Raw genomic sequence first — 26618 nt, 5'->3', positions numbered from 1 at the left:
GGTGTATCCTCGGTAGCGTCACCATTCCGCAAGAGGGGCTCGTCCCCCTGAATCCATAAAGCGCGAGGACAGATTCGGCACAACCGCTGCGTGCCACTTCTTCCAATCCTTCCAAATCCTTCCAGAAACGCGAAAAGGCCGGAGGAATACCCCGGCCTTTTCGTGCGCACCACCCACCCGAACGGTCCCGGAAACCCCCGGCTCATGAAATACCAGGTCATTTCCGGAAGGACAAAGAGAGAGGGGCGTGCGTCGCCCCTCTCTCGGCACATTCCTCCGTCACTCGTTTTTGATTTCCACAACCCGCCCCTCGTCGCGCTCCTTCCGGGCAAGACGGATTGTCATGACGCCGTTCTTCACGGAAGCCCGCACCTTTTCGGGATCCACCTCTGCGGGCACGGCAATGCTGTAGTTGACCTTCGTCGCCCGTTTCCGACAGTGGTAGGTCCGTCCTTCGGGGCACTCCTCCGCCGTCTCCTGGCTCGACCGGACGAGGAGCCGATCGGGAAAAGCCCGAACCTCGATCTTGTCGGGATCGATTCCCGGCACATCCAAGGAAACGACCACTTCGCCGTTCTCTTCGTACATCTCCACCGGCAGGGACGTGTTCGCCGCATTGAAGAGATCCGAAAAACTCCTGAAGAACTCGTCAACCTCGGGCATGAGACTCATGGGCGCTGGTCTGGAATACCGTACAAGATTTTTCATGGTGCTCCTCCTCCTTCGTTCTCGTATTGTTCGCCGGATTTCCGGCGGTTTTCCCTCGTGATGGTCAAAGGATAGTCAAAAGGTTAGTATTAGTCAAATATCAGTTTTGGTCAAAAAAGATCGCCATCACTCTTCTCCGAAAAATAGATCGTCATATTCGAATCTTTCCTCGAGAAATCGCGTTCTTTTTTCTTTTTTGACGGCTTCAACGATAAAACACGGTAGGCATTTCACGGCACGACTCCTCAATCCGGAACGCACTGGAAATGCACGTTCCGGATTGAGAAAACCCGTTCTTTCGGAGCTTTCCGAAATGACGCCGCAGCTCCTCTGCAAAAAAATGATATCCACGCTTCCGGCTTCCATCATCTTGTCAGGAAAGGGAAGACATGCTATGCTTTCCAAATAAAATAAATTGTTCGCATGAGCAAGAGATCCCAAGCAGAATAAACGCACCTTCGACCCGTCGCACCTCTCCGAGGCGCTACGGGCAATGGGTGGAAGGAGTAATCTTTCCGCCTGCCGGATTCGCAAAGAAGGGAGGCCCTCGAGGGCCTCCCTTCTCGCGTTTCCATCCCCCGTCCAAGGCGCAAAAAGAGCGAGAGAAAAAAGAGGAGGAACGCGTGAACGATTTCCCCATGGACTCCACGTCGGGGGCCCGATTTTCTCTGGAAGACAGCATCATCTTCATTCCACGGGACCGACGTCTCCGGAAGCTCTATCTCGAGCTGAGCTCCCGGTGCAATCTGTTTTGCCCCATGTGCTTCCGCCTCTTCCGGAAGGACGGCGAGGGTGATCTGGACTGGAACGTCTACGAAAATCTTCTTCAGTCCGTCGGCGATTTTCCCCACCTGGAGACCTTTCACTTCGCCGGACTCGGAGAACCACTGGTGCATCCGCGCTTTCTCGACGCGGTACGCTGCGCCAAGGCGCGGGGCCTGCGCGTCTCCCTCACCACAAACGGAACGCTCGTGACCCGGGAGATGGCCCGCGAACTGGTGGCGCTCGGCGTGGACGCGGTGGACATTTCCTTCGAGGCGGAACAGGCGCTCCTTCCCGGGCGGGAGACCCTGGCGGCGGCACATCTGGAAACGTTCCGCATGCTCCAGGAAGAGAAAAAACGCGCCGGGCGTTTGCTTCCGGAACTCCGTGCCGCCTTCGTCCTCACCAGATCCAATGTGGACCATGCGGCGGATATCCCCGCAACGCTCTCCTCCGTGGGAGTGACGGTGCTCTCCATGAGCAATCTCGTTCCCCTGACGAAAGAATTGACGCAACTCGTCCTCTATCCCCTCTCCCTGGAGGAGGAGGCGCGACTTCAGCGGAAGATTTTCGTCGCCTGTCAACGGGCGGGCGTGACGGCCCTGCTGCCAAGATTCGCCCTTTCCTCGGAAAAGCACTGCAATTTCGTGCGCTCCGAAAGCGCCGTGATCCGTTCCGACGGCGCCGTGGTGCCCTGCTACCGGCTGGCCCACACCTATCCCGAATGGGTCCTTGGGCGAGAAAAGAGCGTGGTGGCCGCCTCCTTCGGTTCCCTGAAAGAACGTTCCCTCCCAGCGATCTGGGACGACGAGCGCTACGTAAGTTTCCGGTGGCGCCTCCGGCGGGCTCTCTACGCCTCCTGCCTGGACTGCCACCTGCTTCCCGTGTGCGAATATCCCAAAACCACCGAGAGTGACTGCTGGGGTGATTCTCCGGCATGCAGCGACTGTCTCTGGGACCGCAATCTCGTGCGGTGCCCCTGAGGAGGTGGCGCGACAGAAGAGCTGAGAACGAGAAGAAATCGTATCCCCACAGACAGGAACGAGAGTGAAGGCCCCCGAAATGAAGAGCTGCAAGAGACGAGAGATGCTCGAAAGACCCAGGGAAAACAGTTCCGCCCCAAAAGGCGGAAGAGTGAGGCAGGGAAGGAGTGGGAACATGTCCAAGGCATTGCTGCGAGTGAACCTTTCCACGGGAACCATCGCGCGCGAGGAACTCCGCCAGGAGTGGCTGAAGGATTTCATCGGCGGCAGAGGATACGCCACGCGCCTCCTTTACGAGGAGCTGACGCCGAAGGTCGATCCCCTTTCTCCGGAGAACAAGCTCGTCTTCGCCCTCGGCCCCCTGAGCGGCACCAACGTTCCTACGGGAGGACGCTATATGGTCGTCACCAAAAGCCCTCTCACGGGGCTCATCGCCTCGAGCAACAGCGGGGGGTTCTGGGGAGCCGAACTAGCCCGGGCGGGCTATGCCTATCTCGTCCTGGAGGGCAAGGCCGAAAAGCCCGCGTACCTCTGGATCAAGGACGACACGGTGGAACTCCGGGACGCGTCGGAACTCTGGGGCAAGGACGTGGACGTCACCACGGACGCGCTCATCCAAGCGGTGGGGGACGACAAGGCCAAGGTGGCCTGCATCGGCCCCGCGGGAGAACAACTCTCCCTCATCGCCTGCGTGATGAACGACAAGCACCGCGCCGCCGGACGGAGCGGCGTGGGAGCCGTCATGGGATCCAAAAATCTCAAGGCCGTGGTCGTCCGGGGCTCGGGCACCGTGACCCCAGCCGCTCCGGAGGCGCTCAAGGAAACTCTTCGTGGCGTCATGCAGAAGATCAAGGAACACGGCGTCACCGGCCAGGGGCTTCCCACCTACGGCACGGCGGTGCTCGTGAACGTGGTGAACGGGATCGGCAGCTATCCCTACAAGAACTTCCAGAGCGCTTACATGACCGAGGCGGAGAAACAGGCCGGAGAGACCCTGGCGGAGAAATACCTCACGGGAAAGCGCGGCTGTTTCGCCTGCCCCATCGCCTGCGGACGGGTGACGAAAGTGGACGATCTCGAGGGCGAGGGCCCCGAGTACGAGTCCATCTGGTGCTTCGGCGGTGACTGCGGCATCGAGGAACTCCCCGCGATCATCAAGGCGAATTTCCTCTGCAACAAACTCGGGTTGGATACGATCAGCGCGGGAACCACCATCGCCGCCGCCATGGAACTCTACGAGAAGGGCCATCTTCCCGAGGCGGAACTCGAAGGCGGCCCGGCGCTCCGGTTCGGCTCGGAAGAGGCACTTCTGTACTGGGTCGAGAAGATGGGCCGCGCCCAAGGACTCGGCAAGAAGCTCGCCCTGGGAAGCTACCGCCTCTGCGAGGCCTTCGGCCATCCCGAGTTCTCCATCTCCGTGAAAAAACAGGAGCTTCCCGCCTATGACCCCCGAGGCGTCCAGGGGATCGGCCTCACCTATGCGGTGAGCAACCGCGGCGCCTGCCATGTTCGGGGCTACCTCATCTCGCCGGAAGTCCTTGGCGTACCCCAGAAGCTCGATCCCTGGGAGATCGAGGGCAAGGCCCAGTGGGGCAAGATCTTCCACGATCTCACCGCCGTCATCGACTCCACGGGCATGTGCCTCTTCACCTCCTTCGCCCTCGGCGCCGACGACTACGCGACGATCCTCCGGAACGTGACGGGGCTGGAGCGAACCACCGAGGAGATCATGGCCTGCGGCGACCGCATCTGGAACCTGGAGCGTCTCTTCAACCTCCGGGAGGGTCTGGACCCTGCCAAGGACGACACGCTGCCGAAACGCCTCCTGGAAGAACCCATTCCCGAGGGCCCCGCAAAGGGCAAACTGAGCCGGGTGAAAGAAATCATCCCCGAGTATTACACGCTCCGAGGATGGGATGCCCAGGGCATTCCCACGAAGGAGAAGCTCGCCGAACTCGGGCTTTCCCTCTGAACTGAAAAGGGCGGGCTCCCCTTGATACGAGTGACGTTCTTCAGTCTGATCCGGGACATGACGAAGGAGCGGCAGATCGAGCTCCCTCCGGCTCCGTCCGTAAAAACTCTTCTGCACGTCCTGGCCGACCGGTACGGCGACGCGTTCCGCACGAAAGTCCTCGAAGGGGACGACGTCTCGGGAGAACTCATCGTTCTCGTGAACGGCCGCCACATCGCCCACACGGGAGGCGGCGACACGCCTCTCAAGGATGGCGACGAAATCTCCATCTTCCCCGTGGTGGGCGGAGGCTGAGATTGAGAGACGCCGGAGGCGACTCCGCTCCCCGTCTCTAGGGGCGACGGCGCATGCCGCCGCCCTTTTCTGTTCACTTTCCACATCTTTGTTATTATTTTGTTATAATTCTGTCCATAGACACACCGGACGGAGTGAGGGGAGAATGACGAGAGACGAATTCCGCCGAAGAACCTACACATTCAATACCCTTGAGGCGTTCGCTCCCCTGAGAGAGGAACTCCTTGCATTGCTGAACAGACTTTTCCCCGAAGAGGGCATGCTGCTCTTCGTCGCCGTGAACGAGGCCGTGAACAACGCCCTCTTTCACGGTCGAAGAAATGGCGTTCTTCATCTGGTCACGCTCATCGTGGAATGGACGGATGCGGATGTGCTGGTCGTCGTGCGCGATCAGGGGCCTGGTTTTCCCCAGAGCCCGAAAGAATTTCTCCTTCACGAGGCGCTGGCGCTGAAGGAATCGGGACGCGGACTTCACATCATGGCCCACTGCGCCGACGAGGTCACGTTCAGTGCCGCCGGAAACGAGGTGACGCTGCGAAAACGCCGCTCCTCCACATGACACAGACAGCGCAGATCCTAGGACAGCGCCCCGCGAGAGACTTTCGGAGGTGACATCGGTCATGTTCATGAAGAAGATTCTGAAACGCCTGCAGTGGAAATTCTCCCTCGGCTTTCTCCTCCTCCTCGTCGTCGCCGTCGCCGCCGTCGCCGCTCTCGCCATCGGCACCACGACCTCCTCCATGTACGACGAGACGGCAGGCAGGGCGGAACGCAATGCCCTGCGCTTCCTCGCCTTTCTCGAGAACAAGAAGACGCACGCCCTCGAAACGGCCTCGCTGATGGCAGCCGATCCCGTCCTCGTGCGCGCCGTCGCGTCGGGCACCTTCGAGGAGGTGCGTGACCGGGCAGTGTTCCTCCTCAAGGCGAGCGGCATGGAATATCTGGTGGTCACGGACCCCCAGGGGAAGGTTCTCGTCCGCGCCCACGAGCCGGAGAAACGTCCCGCCCCGGACGACAGCATCGCCGGGCAGGCGAATATCCGGGAAGCGATGCAGGGGCGCTCCGGAGCCTTTCTGGAGGAAGGGAAGGTCGTGCGTCTCTCCGTGCGCGCTGGGGTTCCCCTTCGGGACGAGTCGGGTAACCTTGTGGGAGCGCTTTCCACGGGAATCGTGGCGAGCAGCAACAGCCTTGTGAAAGAGGCGAAGCGCCTCTTCGGCGTGGAGTTCGCCCTCTCCCTTGGCAAGGAGATCGTGGCCTCCACCTTTGGAGACGGAGCGATCCCCCCTTCGATGACCTTCGCGGAGGGAACGCCCGAGGCACGCGCTCTTTCCGAGGGGAGCACTCTCCGGGGACACCTCACGCTTGGGGGCACCTCTTTCCTCAGTTGTACTGCACCGCTCACCGGTCCCGACGGCAAACCTCTCGGCGTCGTCCAGGCGGCACTTCCCACCACGTCCTACGAGAATGCCAGGACTGCCGCCATCCTCCGGGTAGGGCTCGCATCCCTGGCGATTCTGCTTGTCTCCGGGGGCGTCATCTTTTGCAGCGTCGCCGGATTCGTGCGCCCCATCAGGACACTCCAGCGCCTCATGGCCGCCGCGGGAGGAGGAGATCTCACGGTACGGGGCATCGTGGACACAAACGACGAAATCGGCGAACTGTACGCCTCCTTCAACCTCATGATCCATCACCAAAGCCGGCTCGTGGGAATGATCAAGAAAGCCGTGGAGGAAATGTCCGCCTCATCGGAGGAAATGGCCGCGTCGCTGGAGCAGGTCTCCGCCACGGCGGAACATATCAGCCGGAGCATTGCCGACGTGGCGGAGGGCGTGAATAAGGGCGAGGCCTCGGTCATTCAGGCTTCCAAGGATCTCCTGGAACTCTCGTCGCTCCTCCAGATATCTCGGACCCAGGCGGAGCACGCTCTGGAAAAGTCCGACGTCACCATGGGCACCGCCAGACAGGGGCAGGCCACCGTGGACGAGGCGGTACATCTCATGGGCAACCTCCGTGACCAGGTTCGGGAGACGCGGGAGGTCATCACCACCCTCAACGGCTATACGCAGCAGATCCAGACCATCGCAGGCACGATCACGGGCATCGCAAAGCAGACAAACCTTCTCGCCCTGAACGCCGCCATCGAGGCGTCCCGGGCGGGTGAGGCGGGGCGCGGCTTCGCCGTCGTCGCCGAAGAAGTGCGCAAGCTCGCCGAGGAATCCAACCGCGGAGCCGCCGACGTGACCACGAACATCGTCAAGGTGGGCCACGAGGCGACCCTTGCCGTGCATTCCATGGAGAAGAGTTCCGGCGAGGCGGACCTGGGAGCGGATCAGATCCGCCGAAGCGGCGACGCACTGGAACAGATCCTCGGCGCCGTGACCTCCACGGTGGAGAGCGTGCGCCAGATCCTCAACGTCGCCGGCGAGGAGGTGGCCACGTCGGAGAAGATCGTGGAGATCATCGACAGCATGGCTTCCATCATGGAGAAGACCAACGATCACGCTCACCAGGTGGCCTCCGCGACAGAACAGACCACCGCGGCCATCGAGACCGTTTCCACCGCCGCGGAAGAGGTGGCCGCCCTGGCCCAGGGACTTCACGAGGGAACGGCCCGCTTCAAGGTGGAGACGGACACGTCCGCCCTCACCTCCGAACAGATTCTCCAGAGAGCCAAATCGGATCACCTTCTCTGGAAGATGCGCATCCAGTATATGCTCGAGGGACTTGAAACGGTGCGCCCCGAGGATGTCACCTCCCATCGGCACTGCCTCCTCGGCACCTGGTATTTCGGCCCGGGACAGGAACTCGCTGCGGACCCGCTTTTCACCGCTCTCGACGAACCCCATAAGGCCGTGCACATTGCCGCGGCGGAAGCGGCCGCGGCCTACCAGGAAGGGGATCTTTCCGGAGCGCGAAAGGCCCTGCGCAACCTGGAACAGCACTCGGAAAAGGTCATCGCACTGTTGAACCGACTCATTCGCCGACATGCCCGGAGGGCATAACCACGAGGCACCACCAGGGAGGAATGCACAGATGAAGCTTACCGTTCACAAGGACACTTCAGGCATTCACATTTCCGTCTCGGGACACATGTACGTGGAGGATGCCTCCCAACTGCGGGAGAAAGCCCTTGAAGCCCTGGGAAACGACGGCAAGAACGTCGTGGTGGACTTGTCGGGCCTCGAGTACATCGACAGCTCCGGCATGGGAGTGCTCATTTCCATCCACAAGCGCTGCGTTCAGCGCGGAGGCGGCGTGACCATCAGAGGCCTGCACGGCACCGTGCAGGAACTCTTCGAACTCACGCGCCTCACCAAGGTCTTCACCATCTCCTGAACGAGAACAACGCTACTCCGAACACCCATCGGACTGAAACGATCCGACGCCCCATCACCGGATGCGGGAGAAAACACCCCGCCTTCGGTGATGGGGCTTGTTTTTTGCTATAATCTATGGAGAAACATCTCCAGTTGTGCATTTTTCCTTTCTCTCCATTCCGAGGAGGCGGTGAACATGTTTCTTCCTCTCGAAGGGGACGACCTGATCCATCTGGGTCGCGTGGTGGCTCTTGTGCGCGACGAGGGCGAGACCGCCGTTGTTCTCCGGGATGGAACCGTCATGGCCACGGGCTTCACTCCCAGGACCCTGGCGAAACGGCATCGGAATTTCGTTCGGGAAGCGGCCCTCGCAGCCAAGGCTTCCCATTTTTCGAGGAGGTAGCGCGGCATGAGCGCGGCAACGGAAGCGGCACAGCAGTATACAGCAAAGGATATTCAGATCCTCGAGGGACTCCAGGCGGTTCGAAAACGCCCCGGCATGTACATCGGCGACACGGGACCGAGAGGACTTCACCATCTCGTTTACGAGGTGGTGGACAATGCTCTCGACGAAGCCCTCGCGGGCTACTGCAACCGGGTCGAAGTGACCATCCATCCGGACAACAGCGTCTCCGTCGAGGACAACGGACGGGGCATCCCCGTGGACATCCATCCCCAGACGGGGAAATCCGCGGCGGAAGTGGTGCTCACCGTACTTCACGCGGGCGGCAAGTTCGACAAGAAGTCCTACCAAGTCTCGGGGGGCTTGCACGGCGTGGGTGTGTCCGTGGTGAACGCCCTCTCGGAATGGCTCTCCCTCACGATCTGGCGCAACGGCAAGGAATGGTGCCAGCGCTACGAGCGGGGTATCGCCCAACGCCCGCTCGAACCGGCGGGAGACACGGAACGCACGGGGACCAAAGTGCATTTCCTTCCCGATTCCGAGATTTTCGATACCATCGACTTCTCTTGGGAAGTCCTGAGCGCGCGCCTCCGGGAACTGGCCTTCCTCTCGCCCGGTGTGGCCATCTGCCTTCGGGATCTCCGACAGGAAAAGGAGACCACCTACGCCTACGAGGGAGGCATCTGCTCCTTCGTGGAATATCTCAACCGAGGCAAGGAACCGCTCTTTGCACCTCCCCTGTGCATCTCGGGAGAGCGGGACGGCATCTATGTGGACGTGGCTCTCCAGTACAACGACACCTATCTGGAACGCATCTTCGCCTTCGCCAACCTCATCCACACCGGCGAGGGCGGAACCCACGTCTCGGGATTCCGCACCGCCCTCACCCGAGGCGTGAACGAAATGGCCCGCCGGGAGAAGCTCCTCAAGGAGAAGGACGTGAACCTCATGGGAGACGACCTGAAAGAGGGACTCACCGCAGTCATCTCCGTGAAACTTCCCGAACCCCAGTTCGAGGGGCAGACCAAGACAAAGCTCGGCAACGGCGACGTGAAGGGCATCGTGGATTCCTTCGTCTACGAGGGCCTGCTCGCCCTTCTGGAGGAGCGGCGGGACATTCTCCGCCCCATCGTGGACAAGGCCCTCAAAGCCCGCCAGGCCAGAGAGGCGGCGAAAAAAGCACGAGAGCTGGTGCGCCGCAAAAGCGCACTCTCCGGCATGGAGCTTCCGGGAAAACTTGCGGACTGCTCGAGCCGCAACCCCGAGGAATGCGAGATCTACATCGTCGAGGGAGACAGCGCCGGAGGCAGCGCGAAACAGGGAAGGGACCGGAACTTCCAGGCCATTCTTCCTCTCCGGGGAAAGATTCTCAACGTGGAAAAGGCCCGCCTCGACAAGGCCCTGTCGAACCAGGAGATCCGCACCATCATTCAGGCCCTCGGCTGCGGCATCGGCGACGACTTCGACATCTCCCGGCTCCGGTATCATCGCATCCTTCTCATGAGTGACGCCGACGTGGACGGCGCCCACATCCGCACGCTGCTCCTCACCCTCTTCTACCGCTTCATGCCCCAGCTCGTGGAAAAGGGACACATCTTCCTGGCCCAGCCCCCCCTCTACCGCATCCAGGCCGGCAAGGACGTGCACTACTGCTACAACGACCGACAACTGAAGGAGATCACCGGAAAGTACGAGGGGAAAAAGTACTCCGTCCAGCGCTACAAGGGGCTGGGAGAGATGAACCCGGAACAGCTCTGGGAGACCACTATGGACCCCACCTCGCGCATCGTGAAACGCATCGAGATCGACGACCCCGTCTCGGTGGACGAATACTTCAGCATCCTCATGGGAGACAAGGTGGAACCCCGGAGGGAATTCATCGAGACCCACGCCCGAGAGGTCCGCAACCTGGACGTGTGAGACCGGCGGATCACATCACGAAACAGATGGATGCAGAAAGGGGAGCGCTCTCCGAAGCGACTCCCTTTTTTGTATCCTGTTGCACACGTTCGCGAGACGCCCGGTGCCATCTTTCCCGAATGTACTTTCCCGAATGTAATGTATGGAGGCTCGGAGAGGGACACAAAACTGTTTTGTGTCTTTGATATTTTTCTGTATCTGTTCTTCTTTTGTTTTTTCGGCTACCGTGAGACCTCCAGAAAGAGAAGCCTTTCGCTGCGGAACGACGACGAAACATGCCGGAAACGTTCTCGGGCCTGTTTCGCACGAAGACGCTCCGGTCAGGAGGACACTCCTCCACCGGCAGGTTTCTCCTCGAAGAACCTGGCGGAACAGAGAGGATATATCCTGGAAGAGGCAGGGGAGGAAGAACATGTCTTTTACAAAGGGGTTCCTGGAAACGTCTCCCGTCGCAGTCGGCGTGGGAGCTTACGGGGTGGTGTTGGGCGTCCTCGCCGCCGGGAAGGGCGTCAGTGCCCTTCAGGTGGCCGTGATGGACGTGACCATTTTTTCGGGGTCGGCCCAGTTCATCATCCTTGATCTCTGGCACACCGCGCTTTCCCTGGGAGGGCTCGTGACGGCCATTCTCGCGATCAATCTCCGCTATCTTCTCGTGGGGGCTTCTCTGCAGCCCATGCTGGCGTCCGCATCGACCCTCCGGAAACTCCTTCTCCTCCACCTCGTGGCGGACGAGAATTGGGCCGTGGCCATGGTGGCTTTCCGGGAGGGGAGGGGCGGCCCGGCGTTTCTCTTCGGCGGCGGCGTGTGTGTCATGGCCGCCTGGGTGGCAGGAACGGTGGCGGGGAATCTCTTCTCCGAGGCTGTTCCCGCAGCGCTTCTGGCGAGCCTCGACGTGGCATTTCTCGCGGTGTTCACGGTTCTGGCCGTGGGACTCTGGAGGGGCAGGCGGGATGCCCTTCCCTGGATAACGGCGGCGCTCGGAAGCATTCTGCTGGATCCCATCCTTCCGGGAACATGGCACGTCCTCCTCGGCGGCGCCGTGGGAGCTCTCGTGGCGGTTTTCCGGAAGGACGAAACGGAGGCATCCCGATGACCCACAGTGAGATCCTCCTTCTCTTCGGGCTTGTGGCAGCGGTGAACTATACCCTCAAGGCGGGGGGGCTTTTCCTGGCGGAGCGCCTTCCCAAGACCGGCCCCTTCCGTCGCCTCATCGACGCCCTTCCCGGATGCATTCTTGTCGCCCTCGTGGCCGGAGGCGCATGGAGACAGGGCACCGTCGGCCTTGCGGCGATCGGGGTCACGGTCGTTGCCACTCGCTTTACCCGAAGCCTCTTTTTCTCCCTGCTCCTGGGCATAGGGGCCGCGCTGGTGGCACAACAGTTCTGAGAACGGCAACGCGGAAACATCGTCCTAAAGACTGTCTTTTCCGGAAATCCGCCCCCGGGACTCTCCGAAACAGGCGGATGCTTTCCGGCGGTGGATTTACACTTCAAACGCAACAAAGGCCATGGACCCCATGCGGTCAATCCCGTAGTTACAGTACACCGTGCCCCGGAGTACTCCGGGGCACGGTGTACGCTTTTTCGTCGCGAACCGGTTCGGCTCAATACCCCTTGGGCATGCCCATCTGGAGAAATCCCAAAAAGGGATCGTCCACGGCGTTGTGCGAGGGTGAGTGAATGAAGTAATGACCGAAGAGGTGAGAGACGCGCTCCCTGCGGGTGATGATGTCGACGAACCGTTCCGCCAGAAAGAGCGGCGAATCACCCTCGGTGACCACCTGGAACCCCAGGATCTGCCCCTTGACGAGTCCTCCCCTGTCCTCGGCGGCCACGACCACCTTCCACATCCCGTCCTTTCCGGAGGGCATGAAGGGATCCCGGGAGCGAACGGGCAGGGAGAGCGCGTCCACCTGGAGCCCCGCACGTTCGGCCACCTCGCGGGACCATCCCACGGCGCCCCAGTGGAGACCGAAGATCTCGCTCACTCCCCAGACCGTCGCGGGCGGCAGTGCCATGGGCATACCCACGATGCGGCCTGCGGCGACCATGGCCTGCCGCATCGCGAGCGTGCCAATGAGAGGAAGAACCGGCAGCCCCGTGGCACCGTCTGGGATCTGCACCGCATCTCCCACGGCGTAGACACCGGGGAGGCTTGTCTCCATTCCCTCGTTCACCACGATTCCCCGTTCAATCCGGAGCCCCAGCGAGGCCGCGAGGGAGGTATCGGGACGAACGCCCGCGGCGAAGACCACCGCAGTGGCCGCAAGATCGCGTCCGTCCGCCAGGGAAAGCCCCCGAGGCGACACGCCCGTGACCTTGGCGTCAGTGAACACAGAGACCCCACGCTCTTCGAGGCGGCGCGCCACGAGAGCGGCCATGTCCGCATCCAGAGCGGCCACAACGTGGGGAAGAGCCTCCAGAAGGATCACCCGGTTTCCCCGGTCCACAAGAGCCTCCACGACCTCCAATCCGATGGCGCCGGAGCCGATCACCGCTACAGTGCCCTTCGTTTCGGCCAACCGGTCAAGCCGCCGTGCGTCCTGAGCACCCCGGAGCACGTGCACATGAGGAGCGAGGGCGCTTTTCTCCACAAGGCGATCGCCCACCATCACCTTCGGTCCAGGTCGGGAAACGTTGCTTTTTTCCTCAAGGATCCCCTCCAGAGGTGGAATCCAGGGAACGGCTCCCGGCGCGAGAATGAGCGTTTCGTAGGTCACCGTCACATCGCCTTCGGCGGTGCGTACCGTAACGGTTCGGGACGCTCCATCCGCGGCGACCGCCCGCCCCCACAGGACATCCTTGCTCATGTCCGGAGGAAGCCGGTGCGACGTTTCGAGGTTCACCACCGTGGCCTCGGGGCCGTCGGGCACGAGCCGCCGCCCCACCCCGTAGGGAAGGCTGCAGATCACCGTGGGCTCTTCGTCCGCCACAAGAGCCACCGAATCCACGCCCATCCTCCGGAGCATCATGTAGGACATCCGTCCTCCCGGTCCTCCGCCGATGATCAGGGTCTTCACCGCGCGCTTTTCCTGAAGCATTGTTTTCCCTCCATTCGTCTGTTTATTTTGAAGTATATAGCCCTATGGGGTATACGTCAAGATGCCCGAACAAGGCGGGCTTCCGGAGTTCACCGGAAGAACTCGAAAAGATACTGCAACGACACCCCCCGGAAGGTCTTCTTCGCGTAGGCCTCGAAGAGCCTCGTCCGGGCCTCCTCCAGGGACGGGGAGGTGATGCCGTGGCGGATGGAGAAGGACGCCTCCAGAAAGGCCGCGAGTTTGTCGCATCCGTCCAGGAGGGTGCCGTTCACGGCGAAGGCTCCCTCGGGAATTTCTTCGTCGTTCCGGAAGGAAACGATTCCGGAAGGGGCGAAAAGGCGGTCCTCGAACTCCCGTTCGGTGAGAAACCGCACCCGCGCCGCGGCTTCTTTGGGCAAAAGGGGAAGGACGGTCTCCTCCATCATCTCCCGCTCGCACTCTTTCACCAGGTCGTCCAGTCCCTCCACAGCCCGTTTCACCGGGGAGATGATGTCCCTGGTGAGCACTTCCGGAAGATCGTGAAAGAGCCCTCCCAAAAAGTTCATCGCCGCCCGTTCCCTGGAAAGGCCCGCCTCCAGGGAGACGGAATAAGCCAGGAGCGCCACGAAGAGCATGTGCCCGAGCACCGAGGTCTGGGGAACCCGGGGAGTGCGGCTCCAGCGCTTCTGGAAGCGGAGCTGTCCCAGAAGATTCACGAAATCCGCGAAGCAACTCGTCCCCATTCCCGCTAGGGAATCGAGGACATTCTTTACCACAGGCATATCCAAATGCTCCCGAAGGCGCCCGTTGATGTTCTCCCGGGTGCGCTCCGCGCCGTAGAGGTTCCGCGCCAGGGGATAGAGCAGCTCGAATTCCCAGCGGGTAGCAAGATAGTGGGCGGCCCGGAGGATCCGTCGCACTCCGAAAGGCGCCCTTTCCGGGCCCGGAGCACCGGTTTCCATCCAATAGGCGACGAAGCGCTCCGCCACATTTCCCTTCAGCGGTTCGAGGAACGGAGACAGCTCCCGGATCACCCAGGCGTTCAGTTCATCGCCGTGCCGCTCCATCATTTTCGAGAAAACCGGGGGTTTGATGTCCGTGAGCACGAGGCGATGAAGAAATTCGAAGATCGCTCCCTCCACGAGGTCCGCCAAAAACGTCCCGTCCGCTTGAGACGGATGGAGCGAGGCGTTCCCGTGCCCCCCCTCCTCCCATGACGCAATGGCCCAGGCAATGAGACATTTGTGGGCCTGCTTGTCCATCTCGGTGAGCTGCACCGGGCGAGGATGGTCGTTCCACCGCTCGATGCTGAATCCGGAGAAGAACAGTTCCACCAGTCCTCGGGAAATCACGGCGATCCCTCCTGAAAAAGTCCTTGCACGGGAAGAAGAACCGGAAAGAACTCCCCGCAAACGGAAAAGGCTCCTCCACAATGCACCGGCAAACGCCTCCACCCCGATGAGCAAACGAAGAGATACCCGCTGCGTCTTCAAAACATCGCGTGCTCGCCTTGCGCCGCCCCCCGGAAGGGGAACGAAGCAAGTGGGGCGTGGAATTTTTGCCCCCTCGCCGCAAATCCTGTCCCGAACAGGGCAGGTCAAGCATTCCCCTCCCTGCGAGCAAACGAACATCTACCATCGACTATAGCGCATGGCGCCGCGAAAAGACATCTTTTCAATGATGTGGCATCGTCGAAATTCCGACATATTTTCCCTATCGACAGCAACAACCATCTGGACTCGGAAACACTGGACTTCCGGGATCTCGCCGTTCCGCACGCTCCGGGATACTCCCTTGCCACGATGATATCCCCGGAGGAACTCCACGCAACGGCAAATCGTTCCGCGAAGTTGCTCCTCATGGCAATGCTCATCGCCGTACTCGTCCTCAGCGGCATCTCCTTCTTCATCGACAACACCATCGTCCATCCCATACGGAACATCATGGAGCTTGCCGTCCAGACCGGAAACGGAGATTTCTTCTTGCCGTGTCCTCCATGCGCGAGAGCCGCGAGAAGGTGGAAGAGGGAGTTTCCCTGGTATAGCGGGCGGGGTCGGGGCTGGGAACCATTTTGGACGCAGTGGCGGGTTCCGTGAAAGACTCGGGAAGATCTCCTCCGTCACCGGCGAGGAAGTCTCCAAATCCGACCGGATCATCGTCATCATCGACGCGACGGCAAGTCTGGCGGAGCGCACGGACGAACATGCGGCGAACATGGAGAATGTGGCTGCCGGAGCGCAGGAGGCAAGCACTCCCGCAGTGGAGCTTGACACGATGACCAAAAGCTTCAGACTGGAGGAGCAGGAGGCATCCTCGGGAAAAGGCGCCCGCCCTTCCCGGACGGTGACGCCCCGAGCTTTTCAAACAGGAATTGCGACTACTTTATTTCAGGAGGTCAGAACCGTGAAAAAAAGACTGGAGACGAAACCGACCCTGTACCCGCTTCCCGCGGTGGTCGTGGGAACCTACGACGCCGAGGGACATCCCGACGCCATGACCGCCGCCTGGGCGGGGATCTGCTGCTCCGAACCGCCCTGCCTCACCATCGGAATCCGGGAGAGCCGCCTCACCTACGAAAATCTGCTCCGCCGAAAAGCGCTCACCGTGCATGTCCCCTCGGTGGATCTGGTGAAGGAAACGGACTACTTCGGGCTCGTCTCGGGAAGGAACGAGGACAAGCTCGCCAAGACCGGCATGACCTGCACTCCCGGCTCGGAGGTGGACGCGCCGGTGATCGACCGTTTTCCCCTCGTCCTCGAGTGTCGCCTCGTGTCCACCACGAAACTCGGCAGCCACATGCTCGTGGTGGCGGAGATCGTCGCCGTGGCGGCGGAGGAATCGGTCCTCACCCCCCAGGGGGAACTGGACGTGCGGGCGCTCGACCCTCTCTGCTACGGCCCCGCAGGGTACTACGGCCTTGGGGCGCTTGCGGGCAGGGCCTTTTCCGTCGGCAAGGAGCTGCTCCGACCGTAAGAACAGCAGGAGGAGACGCACACCCATAACGACGAGGGGCGTTCCTGACGGAACGCCCCTCGTCGTTTGCGCACCCTGACGCCTTCTTCAGAGAACGACCCTCTTGGGAATGCCGCTCTCGCAGGGAACGCCCGTCTGACAGAGCCCGCACCCGTAGGTTTCGATGCCCCAGACCTCTCTGGCGTAGGGAAGGCAAACCTCTTCGAGATGACGATCACAGCGCTCCTTGTCGTGCCCCGCTTCGGAAATGGCCCCGGCGGGACAGCGACGAACGCAGGCGGAACAGCTTCCGTCCACGTAGAAGAGACACCAGGCCCGATGATGGGCATAGGGGCGCGGCGTGGGAGGCACGGCCCGGTGCAACACCACCGAACCGACCCGGTGCGCCTTTCCTTTGGGGGTGATGAGCCCGTCGCAGAGGCCGAAGGTTCCCAGGCCGCAGGCGTGGGCGGCGTGCCGTTCGGACCACCTCGAGGATCTGCCGTAGAGGGGAGAGATCTCTCCCTTCCAGTGGGGCGACAGCTGCGGCGCCACGGCGGAGATGCCAACCTCCGCCAGAGACGCCACCACATGCTCTCGAAGCAGGACATTGAACCGCTCTCCATACAGGCGGGACCGGGCCCAGCGCTCCGCCCCCCGAAGCCGCTCCCGCCGATTGTCTTCCTTCGTGGCCGTCCGTTGGGGAAGAATCCAGGCCATCACGGTCAGCTCTTCCGCCCGGACCGGTTCCTCCGGAAAGGAAAGGGCAAAGAGTTCCTCCGGCGTGAAGGCGAAGGGCCCCACGTGCTCCTTGTATGTTTCGAAGATCGGATCCGCTCCCGAGGCAAATCCCACAAGGGGCTCGTCCCAGGCGGGCTCCTCGGAAACGGTCTTCATGGAGTTCTCCGGCGACGTGGCGACGAAGGTCGCCACGAGACGTTCCAGTTCCCTCGCGGGCCATTCCGCAAACGCTTCGGCGTTCATGTTCATCCTCTCCTCTCACTCCTGTGGTTTCTCCGCCGGCAGTCCGCATACCCCCGGGAGGGGGCATCAGAAAAGCCACTCGGAGTCCAGAAAACGCATGCCGATCACCCAGGTTCCCGCGGCGACCTTGAGCGTGATCATCCCGTTGAGCAGGGGAATCCACCCTCCGGAGAGAACGCTCCCGTAGGTTCCGGCGGGAAGAAGCACGCCGCCGCAGGCAAGGGCGGAAAGGACAAGAAAAAGCAAAAGGACGCATTTTTCTCCCTTCACCTGGACCGCCCTGGGGAAAAAGCGCTCCAGGCGCTCCCGTTCCGGCGTCAGCGAAACGAGCACCAGCGCCGTTCCCCCCGCGACACCCGCGGCGAAGCCCCCTCCCGGAGAAAGATGGCCGTAGAAGGCGAACAGCGCGGCGAGAAGAAAGGCGAAGAAAGCCGCTCCCCTGGCCATGGCGAGGAGAGGTGCGTCCCGAAGGGCTTTGAGCGCTCCGGCCCGCTCCTTTCCGTCGAGGAAGAAGGCGACCCCGAGGACCGCCACGGAAAAGACCACCACCTCGAAGAGCGTGTCGTAGAGGCGGTTTCGCAGATAGAGCGCGGCGACGGCGTTGGGCACTCCGGACTCCTCCGCCACGCGGAGCACGTGCGCGCCCCCTCCTCCCTGAGCCCAGGAAAGGACAAGAAACGCGAACAACACCACCGAGGCAACCCCGTAGAGCACCCGGCGAAGGAGCACGAGGCGGAAATGGTTCCCCTGCCGATCCTTCCGCTCTTTCTCTGCGTTCACGAAGGACCACCCCCAAGATACTGTTCCCTCAGGCGACGCAGTTCCTCTACGCCATCGCCGTCACAGTACCGGCGAAGTTGCTCCTCCAGGTCATGGGAGGAAGAAGAGACGAGAATGCCGTATCGGGAACTCCGCTCCACCATCCCCACCGCAACGTCCCCTCCCGCGCCGAGCCGCTGTCGGGCCCGGAGAAGATCAATCCAGACACCTCCCTCTCCTTCAAGAATGCGTGTTTCCACAAGGGGAAAGAGAACGGTTCCGGAGAGATCGTCCTTGCCCTCCACCAGACCACCCGCAGCGATGTCCACCACGCCCTCCCGCAGTTCCGAGAGCAGCTCCTCCCGGCTGTCAAAGCGCACGAACCGGGGACGATATCCCGCCCAGGCAGCGAAGGCCCGAAGAAAGGCCACGTCCAGGCCGTCAAATTCTTCGCCTCGCCCGGGAAGCGTCTCAACAAGCGGAGACAGTTCGAGACACCCGACCCGGAACTCGCCGGAACGCTTGAACACAACCACGTAGAGGAGCGTCACCAGGAGCGCTCCCATGAGAGCCTCCGTGACCGCCACGTCCGGAGCACCGAGCAGCGTGTAGAGGAGCGCCGCGGCGATGCCCAGCATCCCCCGGGCGATGACGGCGGCGAGAATCCGCTCCTGGCGGAGCGTGACGAAGGCCATCAGGGGCAACAGGGCCGCACAGGCGATCACAAGGATGTCCGTTCCGGAAAGAGAGAGGAGCGCCTTCATTCCCCTTCCCTCCCCTCGTCACCCACGGCACCGCGTCCGAGCGCATAGGAGAGGATGGGCCCCCAGAGCAGGAGAGCCACTGCCGCCGCCGCGAGGAGACCCCGTCCTTCCGTGCTGCGCAGCAAAAGGCCGAGGACGAAGAGAAACGCGCCCAGGGTGTCTCCCACGCCCAGGGCATGAAGCTTCACCACCACGGGTTTCTTCGAGAAGAGCGCACAGGTCCCCCAGAAGAGGAGGACTGACCCGGCGCAGAGCAACAGATCTCCAAGAAGCGTCATTCACGCCGCCTCCGTTCCAGAAAGATGGCCAGCACGAGAACCCCCGCCCCTCCCAGAAGGAGCAGCGAGAGGGCCACGACACCCCCCGCGGCGGCACCTCCGGTGAGGAGATCCCAGAGGAGCACCAAAAGGGCCGCCTTGATCGAGAAGGAGGCGAAACAGAGCAGCTCCGTCCAGACTCCGGAGGCGAGAAAAAACGCCGCCGTCACGAGCAGGAGGAGCAGTACCAGAAGCGCCGCGGCGATCCACGGAACGGTCATCCGCGTTTTTCCTCGTCGAGGCAGTGCACCAGCATCGTTCGGAGCCGATCCACGTGCACCACCAGCGTTCTCGGTGTGAGTGTCACCAGATAGACCTCCTCGAAAACGTTCCACGGAGAAGGCGGTGCCTTCTGCGGCGCGAAGCGGCGCGCCGAAAAACGCCCCGTCATCAGCTCGATTCCCTCCCGAAACGCCTGGGGCAGCGTCCGCAGAAGACGCAACGCGAACCGGAGAATGTGCCCCGCCTCGGGATTCAGGCCGAGGAGGCGCCCCGCGAAAACCGAAAAGGCACACCCCAGGAACACTCCTCGGAGAGAGGCATCTCCCGACACGACGATCCAGAAGAGTGTCCCCGCACCGATCAGAAGAACCATGTCCGCACCCCCAGAAGCGCCACGGCCAGAAAGAGGACCAGCACACCCACAAGATTCTCCATCGTCTCCAGGCTCCGGGAAAATTGCAGGGAGCACCCCCGGAGCAACGCGAACATCCCCCATCCGCCTCCCAGCACAAGTACGGCCTTGACGATCTCCTTCGCCTCGAAACCGCCGAGGAAGAGTCCCATTCCGAAAAGCGCGGCCCCGAGCCAGACATCCTCGAAACCGGCCCCGCGGGAGGGCACCGTCATGCCCCCTGCGGGGGACACCGGTGGAAGGTCCTTTTCCGCCGCGTCTTTCGAGACGCAAGGGGCACCCTTGCGGGGAAGGAAGAGGAACTTCGCGAAGGATGCCGCCGTTCCCACCGCGGCGAGAAGCAGCAGCGGCTCCTGCCAGGGAAGCGCACCTCCCATGACCCGAAGCTTGGCACCGAAACCCGCGAGGGGCGGACATCCGGAGATGGCGAGGCTGCCGAGGACAAGGGCGATCCACAGAGAGCGCGAGACCGTTTCCCGGGAGAGGGCGGCGATGCGCCGGTTGGACAGGCGCCCCACGGAGAGAAAGAGCCAGGATTTGAAGAGCCCGTGGGCCGCGGCGTAGAGATGTCCCACCGAAGGGACCGCCGCGATGAACCCGACCTGGGAAAGGGTATGGTAGGCGAGAAGGCGCTTTGCGTCCTTCTCGAAGAGCGCATGACACACACCCCAGAGCGCCGCCGCCGGGCCGAGGACGAGCAGAAGCCCCCGGGCCGCCTCGTTTTCCCCCGCGATGCGCAGAAGCGGCGCGAGGCCGATCTTCACCACCACTCCGGAGAGCAGGGCCGAGACGGGAGCGTCCGCCTCTCCGTGAGCCTCGGGAAGCCAGAGGCCGGGAAGAAAGAGACCGCCCTTCACCACGAGCCCCCCCATCAGGAGGACCACCGCGGACAGGGGTGCCCCGGAAAGGACGCTCAAGGAAAACGTCCCTGTCTGCCGATACACGTCGAGACAGCCCAGGAGATAGAAGATCATCCCCAGATTGTTCACGAAGAGGTATTTGATGGATGACCAGATCTGGCGGGGTTTTCTTCCCATGCGGATCAGAAGGAATCCGAGGATGGTGGAGAGATCCACCGTCACGAAAATATTGAAGAGGTCGTAGCTCAGAAAGACCGCGTTGGCCGTTCCGGAAAGCATGGTCATCACAGGAACGAGCAGGGACGGAGCCGAGCCGTGCCGGAGATGAAGGGCCACGGCGAGGCACACCGCCGCATTGGCGAAGATGAACGTCGCGGCGACCCGGTCCAGCAGAAGCTCCACTCCGTAGCTCCCAAGCAGGACGAGGCGGACCTCCTCCTCTCCCGCGAGGAGACGGAGCGCTCCCGCGAGGGAGAGGACCGCGCAGAGGCCGAGTGGCACCGTTCCTCCTCTGCCGGTCACTGCGGCGACGACGCCCATGCAGAGAGGAAGAAAGACGAAGAGGAGGACGAAGAGATATCCCGCTCCCGCCTCAGTCACGGCGCCAGCGCTCCTCGATGCGGTCCGCGTCCAGGGTGTGAAAATGCCGGGAAAGATCCATGACATAGACGATCAGGAGCGCGAGAATGGAAAAGCCGATGACGATGGCCGTGACGATCACCGCCTGGGGAAGGGGATCGGCAAAGGCATCGCCTCCCGTTCCCGCCACGGGGGCGACGCCGCCTCTCCGGGCGGAGAGGACATAGAGACTGACCACACCGGTGTTCATGATGTCCATGGCAAGGACCTTGAAGAGAAGATTCCTTCGGAAGAGGACACCCCAGAGTCCGAAGAGCACCACAGCGAGGAGGAGCATTCGGAGGAGGAACGAAACACTCATGGAAATCCCCTTTCCCGATCTCTCCGGGCATGGTACGCTTGCCCTGGAGTCATGTCATGCAAGACCTCCGCTTTCCCATACGTTTTGTGAAGGAGTGTGTTTCATGCTGTCCGCCGTCATCTCGTGGATCGTCGCCACCATCGGTAAACTCGGCTATCCTGGCATCGCCGCCCTCATGTTCCTGGAGTCGTCCTTCTTTCCCTTCCCCAGTGAAGTCGTCGTTCCTCCCGCGGGGTATCTCGCCTCCCAGGGGGAAATGAGCCTTCCCGTGGTGATCGCCATGGGCATCCTCGGCAGTCTCCTCGGAGCCTGGTTCAACTACTGGATCGCCGTTCGCTTCGGTCGCCCCTTCTTCGAGCGCTTCGGGAAATACGTCCTCGTCTCCTCCGAGACACTTGACAAGGCCGACCGTTTCTTCGCCAGGCACGGGCACATCAGCACCTTCGTGGGGAGGCTGATCCCGGGCATCCGCCAGTACATCTCCCTTCCGGCGGGAGTGGCCCGGATGAACCTGGCGGTCTTCTCCCTCTTCACCGCCCTCGGCGCGGGAATTTGGGTGGTGGTCCTCGCCCTGGTGGGCTATTGGGTGGGCAACAATCAGGTCCTCGTGATGAACTCCCTTCACAAGATCACCGTCGTCACCCTGGGGCTCTGTGTCGTTCTCGTGGCAGCCTACGTACTGCGACTGCGGAAGAATCGAAAACTCCAAGAGGAATAACCCCAACGCTCAACGGCTGTTCACGCACCACACGCCGAGAAAGATCGCCGCAACTCCTGTGAGGGTCGCTCCCGTCAGTACCTCTCCGAGGAAGACCGCCGCCACCACCGTGGCGGAAAGAGGATTGAGGTACATGAAAACCCCCACCTTGGAGGCGGGAAGGGTGCGCAGTGCATCGTACCAGAAGGCGTAGGCCAACCCCGTGCAGAAGATTCCCAGAAAGAGAAGGCTCATCCAGACGGCGCCCGAAAGGGCCACCAGCTCCCGCACATGATCGCTGAAGACGAAGAGCAGCGATGTCTGGAGCCACCCGAGGGCCATGACCCAGAAGGTGCTTTTTCCCGGACCGGAAGATCCCAGGAGCTTCCGGGACGCCACGGAGAAGACCGCCCAGTTGACGGCGCTGAGGAGCACGAGAATATCTCCCAATCCCAAATCCTGAAGGAGAAGCAGACGCTCCGGATGCCCCCTGGTCACCACGGTGAGCACTCCCGTGGCGGCGAGAAGGAGCCCCAGAACGCCCCTCTTCCCGAAACGTTCCTTCAGAAAGAGCCGCCCCAGGATCGCGATGAAGACCGGAATAGTGGAGACGATCCATGCGGATGTAGCGGCCTGAGCGGTGCGCAGGCCCGTGGACTGCAGCAGATGGTGGAACGGCACTCCCAGAAATCCCAGCACTGTCAGAGGAAGCCATTCTCTTCTCTCGGGAAGGGCGGACCGGAGGCAACCGAGGGAAAAGCCCTCCTTCCGGAGATGTTCTCGTTCCGAAAACGCCGCCAGGAGGAAAAGAACGGGAAGCCCCAGGAGAAATCGAATCCAAATGATCGTCAGAGGCGCGCACTCCCGGAGGGCGATCTTGGTGGCCACGAAGGACGCACCCCAGGAGAGCGTTGCCACGGCAGCCTTGAGCTGCGCTGTATTTTTCGACGTCATCGGAAGTGCAGATCCTCCGGATAACGCCACTCCAGCGCGACGATACGCTCCTCGTCCACACGGATGAAGACCTCGCTTCCCCAGCGATCCCGATAGAACCGGAGATCCGCCGAGGAAACCGTGGGACGTCCCAGGGCTCGGAGCAGATATTCCTCGGGCTCACCCACCCGAAGCCCCCATTTGACGGGGACCCGGCGTTCTTCCACCTGGAGAAGCCGGAGAAAGGGCTTTTCCTCCCGCCGCTCGAAGAGGGCGAACACACCCTCTCCATCAAGGGCAAAAAACCGGGAATCTCTGGGAGCGGGGACCTCGCCGGACATGCCTCCGTTTCCTGCGCCGTCCTCCGGTGAAACCGTCAGGAATGCCGCGAAGTCGGGAAGCGAGCCTTCTTTCAAGGACAGGAGATCCTCGGAAAGACACCCCAGGGCGAGGAGATCCGCCTCCGGATCCTCCCGGAGCGGCACGCCCAGAGGCGCGTAGAGAAACTCCTCCAGGCGGTTCAAGCGGGAAAAGGACGGCCCCGGAGCACCCCGCTCCCGGTACTGAACCCACGCTCCCCATCCGAAAATGGCGACACTAAGCACGACCGCCGCGCTCAGACCGAGCTTGCGCCGGGAAAGGAAGGCGAATCGGCCGAAAGGAGCCAACAGCTTCGCCCTCAGGGCCTTGAATCGCCCCACACTCTCAGGCGCTTCTTCAGGGGACATTTCCATCTTTTCACCCTCTCAGGGCATGCTCATTTCCAGAACGGATCGTTCCAGGCTCCGCTGAAAACAAGTTCCTCCAGGGATCTGCGCTCCCGAGGAGCATATTCTCTCTGCCGGAGATCCTCGCCCAGAGTATCCGGATCGCCCGGATATCCCAGAGCCAGGGCCACCAACGGTTCGTAGATCTCGGGAACACTCCAGACCTGGCGTACCCGTTCGAGGGAAAACCCCGCCATGGGGTGGACGAAGATCCCCTCCGCCACCGCCTGGAGGGTGAGCTGCGCCACTGCGAGCCCAAGATCGTGATGAGCGTGACGATTCGGTTTTTCGTTGTGCGTAAAGAACTTTCGGGTAACCCCCACCGCGAGAGCTCCCGCGTTCGCGGCCCACACCTGGTTCTGCTCCACGAGACATCCCAGGAGCAGTGAAAAGGTCGGTTCCTGGTCTCTCGACGCGAGGAGAAAACGCCAGGGTTGTTCGTTGTAGGCGCTGGGAGCCCAGCGCGCCGCCTCGAAGATGCGTCGCAACACCTCCTTCTCCACGGGACGGGGCTCGAAGGCCCGAGGACTCCAGCGACGACGAAGCAGCTCGTTCAGAGGGACATCGGTGACAGCGGGTTTTTCCATGAAAAAGCCTCCCTTCGATAAAAAAGGTTCGTGAGAACTTCGCTTCCTGAAAAGTGTAGCACAGCTGAAGCGCAGATGCGACGCGGAAGAAATCGGCGCAACCTCCACTTCGGGAGGAACGACCGCTCCTCCGCATGCGCGAGACGCCCGGGGATAGTCCCCTGGCGTCTCGCGCATGCGTCCTTTTTCATCATTTTCCGTGGTCGCGACGGTCGAAGAAATAGAAACTGCGCCCTTCCCTGGAGGTGATCTGTTTCACCTTCTTCTTCAGGGAAGCCGCAACCTCTACGAGAAGCCCCGGATGCACCTCACCAGGAAGGCGCCGGCTCTCCACGACGGCGAGACTCAGCGTGACCAGGGGAACGGTACAGTGCTCCCCCGTCCGCGTCTCCGCCTCGTAGCATCCCCGACAGAAATCCTCGGTGCTGAAAAGCCCCCGTTTTTCCTCGTCGAAGGCCGCACATAGCGTTTCCAACGTTTCGCAGGGCACTTCTCCCGGCACCACGAAGACGAAATCGTCCCCTCCCACATGCCCCAGGCGGCTCCGGGGAGGCAGAAGGGAGAGCCCTCTTTGGAGAATTTCCGCGGTGAGCCGGATGAGCTGGTCCCCCCGGAGAAAACCGTACCGGTCGTTGAACTCCTTGAAGCGGTCCAGGTCCGCGTAGACCACCGAGAACAGGGGCTCGTCCTCCTGGATGGTCTTGATCCACCGTTCGATCTGACGGTTTCCCGGAAGACCACTCAGGGGATTGCTGTTTTTCGCCATCTCCACTTCCAGGACACCCGCCCGGGTGACGATCTGCTTCATGGTCACGGTACCGACGAAGGCGCCTTCCTCATCCACAACCACCACGGGATCATAGAGCGTGTCCCGGGAGCGCTCCATGGCGAGGCTCGCCAGCTCCGTCACGGCGCACCCCTCGGGAACGGAGAGAAAGGAACTCTGCACCAGACTTTCCACGGGGCGCTTTTCGTGCAGATGATAGCCGAAGGCGCCGCCGGTGCGGGCCGAAAACCCTTCGCGCGTGACGAGACCAACCGGCTTCGCCCCATCGAGGACGACGAAGTGGTCCAGATTCCCGTCCTTGCGGAAAAGACGGTGCACGTCCTCGCCGCGCATTCCTCCTTTGGGCAGGGCGAGACAGCGGCGCACAAGGAAGTCGATACTCTCCAGCGTGTCCGTCGACGCACCCTGGGAGGCGGCCCAGAGCACCTTTGCCGTCTCGAGAAGATGTCCCGGAGGCGTGACGCAGGTCCGCGCCGGCGCGGCGAAAAGATAGCCCTGGGCATAGCGCACCCCGAGACGAACGAGACATTGCAGCTCCTCCAGGGTTTCCACTCCTTCGGCGACGATCCTCGCGTCCACCTGGGCCGCGAAGTCGCAGAGAGTGCGCACCAACTGACGCCGGTAGCCATCGTTCTGAATATCCCGAACGAGGGTCATGTCGAGCTTGAGATACTGGGGCGAACTGAGAATGAGCATCCGAAGGCCGCTGAACCCGGCTCCGAGGTCGTCCAGGGCGAGGGGAATCCCTGCGGCGCGGAAACGGGCCGCTGTTTCGGAGAAACGCCGGTCGTCCTCCACGGGACTCTGCTCGGTGATCTCCAACACGATCATTTCCGGAGAAAGTCCCGACTTTCGCAGGATCTCCGGAGTGAAGGCGTCGATAAAACGAGGGTCCATGAACACCGAGGGACTCACGTTGAAGAAGAAGCGGGCACCGCCCTTCTCCTTCATTGCTCCGATGGATGCAAGAGCCGCTTCGCGGCACACCTCTTCCGTCTCCCAGTCCAACGAACAGGATGCAGCGATGCTGAAGAGCGCCGCAGGGGATTCAAGAGGAGGAATCTCACCCCGGGAAAGGACCTCGTATCCCCACACGCTCCCTGCTCCCACGTCGACGATGGGCTGAAAAACCGAATACACGGCCCCCTCCTCAATCGTCTCCACAAGCACATCCCACTCGCGCGCAACATCCGGCGCCATCACAGCGAGCCCCATGCACTATCACCCTTCCCGCATTCCTGCGCAGCAAGGGTACCATC

General features: G+C 61.9%; 28 protein-coding genes and 1 riboswitch. Of the genes, 13 read left to right on the top strand and 15 right to left on the bottom strand.

The window, feature by feature from the left end; translation table 11 throughout:
- Positions 1–279 precede the first annotated feature (279 nt).
- A complete protein-coding gene (locus K349_RS16265; protein ID WP_026368505.1) occupies positions 280–708 on the bottom strand; it encodes an Hsp20/alpha crystallin family protein in 429 nt (142 codons plus the stop codon).
- 444 nt (positions 709–1152) lie between these two features.
- A riboswitch (molybdenum cofactor riboswitch) is annotated at positions 1153–1263 on the top strand.
- A gap of 68 nt (positions 1264–1331) precedes the next feature.
- On the opposite strand from K349_RS16265, the gene K349_RS18510 reads away from it, so the two are divergent.
- From K349_RS18510 to K349_RS0103585, 10 genes are all read left to right on the top strand, one after another.
- Complete coding sequence (locus K349_RS18510) at positions 1332–2453, top strand: radical SAM protein (RefSeq protein WP_157367270.1); 1122 nt, start codon at positions 1332–1334, stop codon at positions 2451–2453.
- Between the two features lie 175 nt (positions 2454–2628).
- Positions 2629–4425 (top strand): aldehyde ferredoxin oxidoreductase family protein, encoded by a 1797-nt coding sequence (locus tag K349_RS0103630; protein ID WP_026368502.1) that lies wholly within the window; start codon positions 2629–2631, stop codon positions 4423–4425.
- A gap of 30 nt (positions 4426–4455) precedes the next feature.
- Entirely contained in the window at positions 4456–4719 is a 264-nt protein-coding gene (locus K349_RS0103625) for a MoaD/ThiS family protein (RefSeq protein WP_245588013.1), read from the top strand.
- 145 nt (positions 4720–4864) lie between these two features.
- Complete coding sequence (locus K349_RS0103620) at positions 4865–5278, top strand: ATP-binding protein (protein ID WP_026368500.1); 414 nt, start codon at positions 4865–4867, stop codon at positions 5276–5278.
- Between the two features lie 61 nt (positions 5279–5339).
- Complete coding sequence (locus tag K349_RS17750; RefSeq protein WP_026368499.1) at positions 5340–7721, top strand: methyl-accepting chemotaxis protein; 2382 nt, start codon at positions 5340–5342, stop codon at positions 7719–7721.
- A gap of 31 nt (positions 7722–7752) precedes the next feature.
- Positions 7753–8055, top strand: coding sequence for an STAS domain-containing protein (locus tag K349_RS0103610; protein ID WP_026368498.1), 303 nt, complete (start codon positions 7753–7755; stop codon positions 8053–8055).
- A 177-nt stretch (positions 8056–8232) separates the two neighbouring features.
- On the top strand, positions 8233–8439 hold the full coding sequence (locus K349_RS0103605) for a hypothetical protein (RefSeq protein ID WP_026368497.1): 207 nt from the start codon (positions 8233–8235) through the stop codon (positions 8437–8439).
- Positions 8440–8445: 6 nt separating this feature from the next.
- Entirely contained in the window at positions 8446–10359 is a 1914-nt protein-coding gene (gene gyrB, locus K349_RS0103600; RefSeq protein WP_026368496.1) for a DNA topoisomerase (ATP-hydrolyzing) subunit B, read from the top strand.
- A gap of 412 nt (positions 10360–10771) precedes the next feature.
- Complete coding sequence (locus K349_RS0103590) at positions 10772–11452, top strand: AzlC family ABC transporter permease (RefSeq protein WP_026368494.1); 681 nt, start codon at positions 10772–10774, stop codon at positions 11450–11452.
- Positions 11449–11745 carry an AzlD family protein gene (locus K349_RS0103585; RefSeq protein WP_026368493.1) on the top strand — a complete coding sequence of 99 codons (297 nt, stop codon included), beginning with the start codon at positions 11449–11451 and terminating at the stop codon, positions 11743–11745. Before K349_RS0103590 ends, K349_RS0103585 begins: the two co-directional genes overlap by 4 nt.
- 217 nt (positions 11746–11962) lie before the next feature.
- Here K349_RS0103585 and K349_RS0103580 read toward each other — a convergent pair whose 3' ends face one another.
- Together K349_RS0103580 and K349_RS0103575 are read right to left on the bottom strand one after the other, a co-directional pair.
- Positions 11963–13399, bottom strand: a complete 1437-nt coding sequence (locus K349_RS0103580) for an NAD(P)/FAD-dependent oxidoreductase (protein WP_026368492.1) — start codon at positions 13397–13399, stop codon at positions 11963–11965.
- 89 nt (positions 13400–13488) lie between these two features.
- Positions 13489–14730, bottom strand: coding sequence for an HD domain-containing protein (locus K349_RS0103575; RefSeq protein ID WP_026368491.1), 1242 nt, complete (start codon positions 14728–14730; stop codon positions 13489–13491).
- Positions 14731–15060: 330 nt separating this feature from the next.
- Between K349_RS0103575 and K349_RS0103565 the strand changes: the two genes are divergently transcribed.
- Positions 15061–15474 carry a HAMP domain-containing protein gene (locus K349_RS0103565; RefSeq protein WP_026368490.1) on the top strand — a complete coding sequence of 138 codons (414 nt, stop codon included), beginning with the start codon at positions 15061–15063 and terminating at the stop codon, positions 15472–15474.
- A gap of 307 nt (positions 15475–15781) precedes the next feature.
- On the top strand, positions 15782–16351 hold the full coding sequence (locus tag K349_RS0103560; RefSeq protein WP_026368489.1) for a flavin reductase family protein: 570 nt from the start codon (positions 15782–15784) through the stop codon (positions 16349–16351).
- Positions 16352–16438: 87 nt separating this feature from the next.
- Here the strand turns inward: K349_RS0103560 and K349_RS0103555 are convergent, their stop codons facing one another.
- The 8 genes from K349_RS0103555 to K349_RS0103520 form a co-directional block, all read right to left on the bottom strand.
- Positions 16439–17314, bottom strand: a complete 876-nt coding sequence (locus K349_RS0103555; protein WP_026368488.1) for a 4Fe-4S ferredoxin — start codon at positions 17312–17314, stop codon at positions 16439–16441.
- Between the two features lie 66 nt (positions 17315–17380).
- Complete coding sequence (locus tag K349_RS0103550) at positions 17381–18094, bottom strand: MnhB domain-containing protein (protein ID WP_026368487.1); 714 nt, start codon at positions 18092–18094, stop codon at positions 17381–17383.
- Positions 18091–18837, bottom strand: a complete 747-nt coding sequence (locus tag K349_RS17745) for a hydrogenase subunit MbhD domain-containing protein (protein ID WP_026368486.1) — start codon at positions 18835–18837, stop codon at positions 18091–18093. Before K349_RS17745 ends, K349_RS0103550 begins: the two co-directional genes overlap by 4 nt.
- The gene (locus K349_RS0103540; protein ID WP_026368485.1) at positions 18834–19115 is read right to left on the bottom strand and encodes a monovalent cation/H(+) antiporter subunit G; all 282 of its coding nucleotides are present in this window, start codon (positions 19113–19115) and stop codon (positions 18834–18836) included. The genes K349_RS17745 and K349_RS0103540 overlap by 4 nt, the downstream gene beginning before the upstream one ends.
- Entirely contained in the window at positions 19112–19375 is a 264-nt protein-coding gene (locus tag K349_RS0103535) for a hypothetical protein (protein WP_026368484.1), read from the bottom strand. The genes K349_RS0103540 and K349_RS0103535 overlap by 4 nt, the downstream gene beginning before the upstream one ends.
- On the bottom strand, positions 19372–19749 hold the full coding sequence (locus K349_RS0103530; protein WP_026368483.1) for a Na+/H+ antiporter subunit E: 378 nt from the start codon (positions 19747–19749) through the stop codon (positions 19372–19374). The genes K349_RS0103535 and K349_RS0103530 overlap by 4 nt, the downstream gene beginning before the upstream one ends.
- The gene (locus K349_RS0103525; RefSeq protein WP_026368482.1) at positions 19737–21248 is read right to left on the bottom strand and encodes a proton-conducting transporter transmembrane domain-containing protein; all 1512 of its coding nucleotides are present in this window, start codon (positions 21246–21248) and stop codon (positions 19737–19739) included. The genes K349_RS0103530 and K349_RS0103525 overlap by 13 nt, the downstream gene beginning before the upstream one ends.
- On the bottom strand, positions 21241–21588 hold the full coding sequence (locus K349_RS0103520; protein ID WP_026368481.1) for a cation:proton antiporter subunit C: 348 nt from the start codon (positions 21586–21588) through the stop codon (positions 21241–21243). The genes K349_RS0103525 and K349_RS0103520 overlap by 8 nt, the downstream gene beginning before the upstream one ends.
- 103 nt (positions 21589–21691) lie before the next feature.
- Between K349_RS0103520 and K349_RS0103515 the strand changes: the two genes are divergently transcribed.
- Complete coding sequence (locus K349_RS0103515) at positions 21692–22306, top strand: DedA family protein (RefSeq protein ID WP_026368480.1); 615 nt, start codon at positions 21692–21694, stop codon at positions 22304–22306.
- A gap of 9 nt (positions 22307–22315) precedes the next feature.
- On the opposite strand, the gene K349_RS0103510 is transcribed toward K349_RS0103515, so the two are convergent.
- The 4 genes from K349_RS0103510 to K349_RS0103495 form a co-directional block, all read right to left on the bottom strand.
- The gene (locus tag K349_RS0103510; protein WP_034264223.1) at positions 22316–23239 is read right to left on the bottom strand and encodes a DMT family transporter; all 924 of its coding nucleotides are present in this window, start codon (positions 23237–23239) and stop codon (positions 22316–22318) included.
- The gene (locus K349_RS0103505) at positions 23236–23952 is read right to left on the bottom strand and encodes a hypothetical protein (protein ID WP_026368478.1); all 717 of its coding nucleotides are present in this window, start codon (positions 23950–23952) and stop codon (positions 23236–23238) included. The genes K349_RS0103510 and K349_RS0103505 overlap by 4 nt, the downstream gene beginning before the upstream one ends.
- Positions 23953–23975: 23 nt before the next feature.
- On the bottom strand, positions 23976–24572 hold the full coding sequence (locus K349_RS0103500; protein ID WP_026368477.1) for a nitroreductase family protein: 597 nt from the start codon (positions 24570–24572) through the stop codon (positions 23976–23978).
- Positions 24573–24762: 190 nt separating this feature from the next.
- A complete protein-coding gene (locus tag K349_RS0103495) occupies positions 24763–26574 on the bottom strand; it encodes a bifunctional diguanylate cyclase/phosphodiesterase (RefSeq protein ID WP_026368476.1) in 1812 nt (603 codons plus the stop codon).
- Positions 26575–26618 lie beyond the last annotated feature (44 nt).

Origin of the sequence: Aminiphilus circumscriptus DSM 16581 (assembly GCF_000526375.1) — a bacterium.
Taxonomy (GTDB): Bacteria; Synergistota; Synergistia; order Synergistales; family Aminiphilaceae; genus Aminiphilus; species Aminiphilus circumscriptus.
This window is presented reverse-complemented; position numbering and strand designations above follow the sequence as displayed.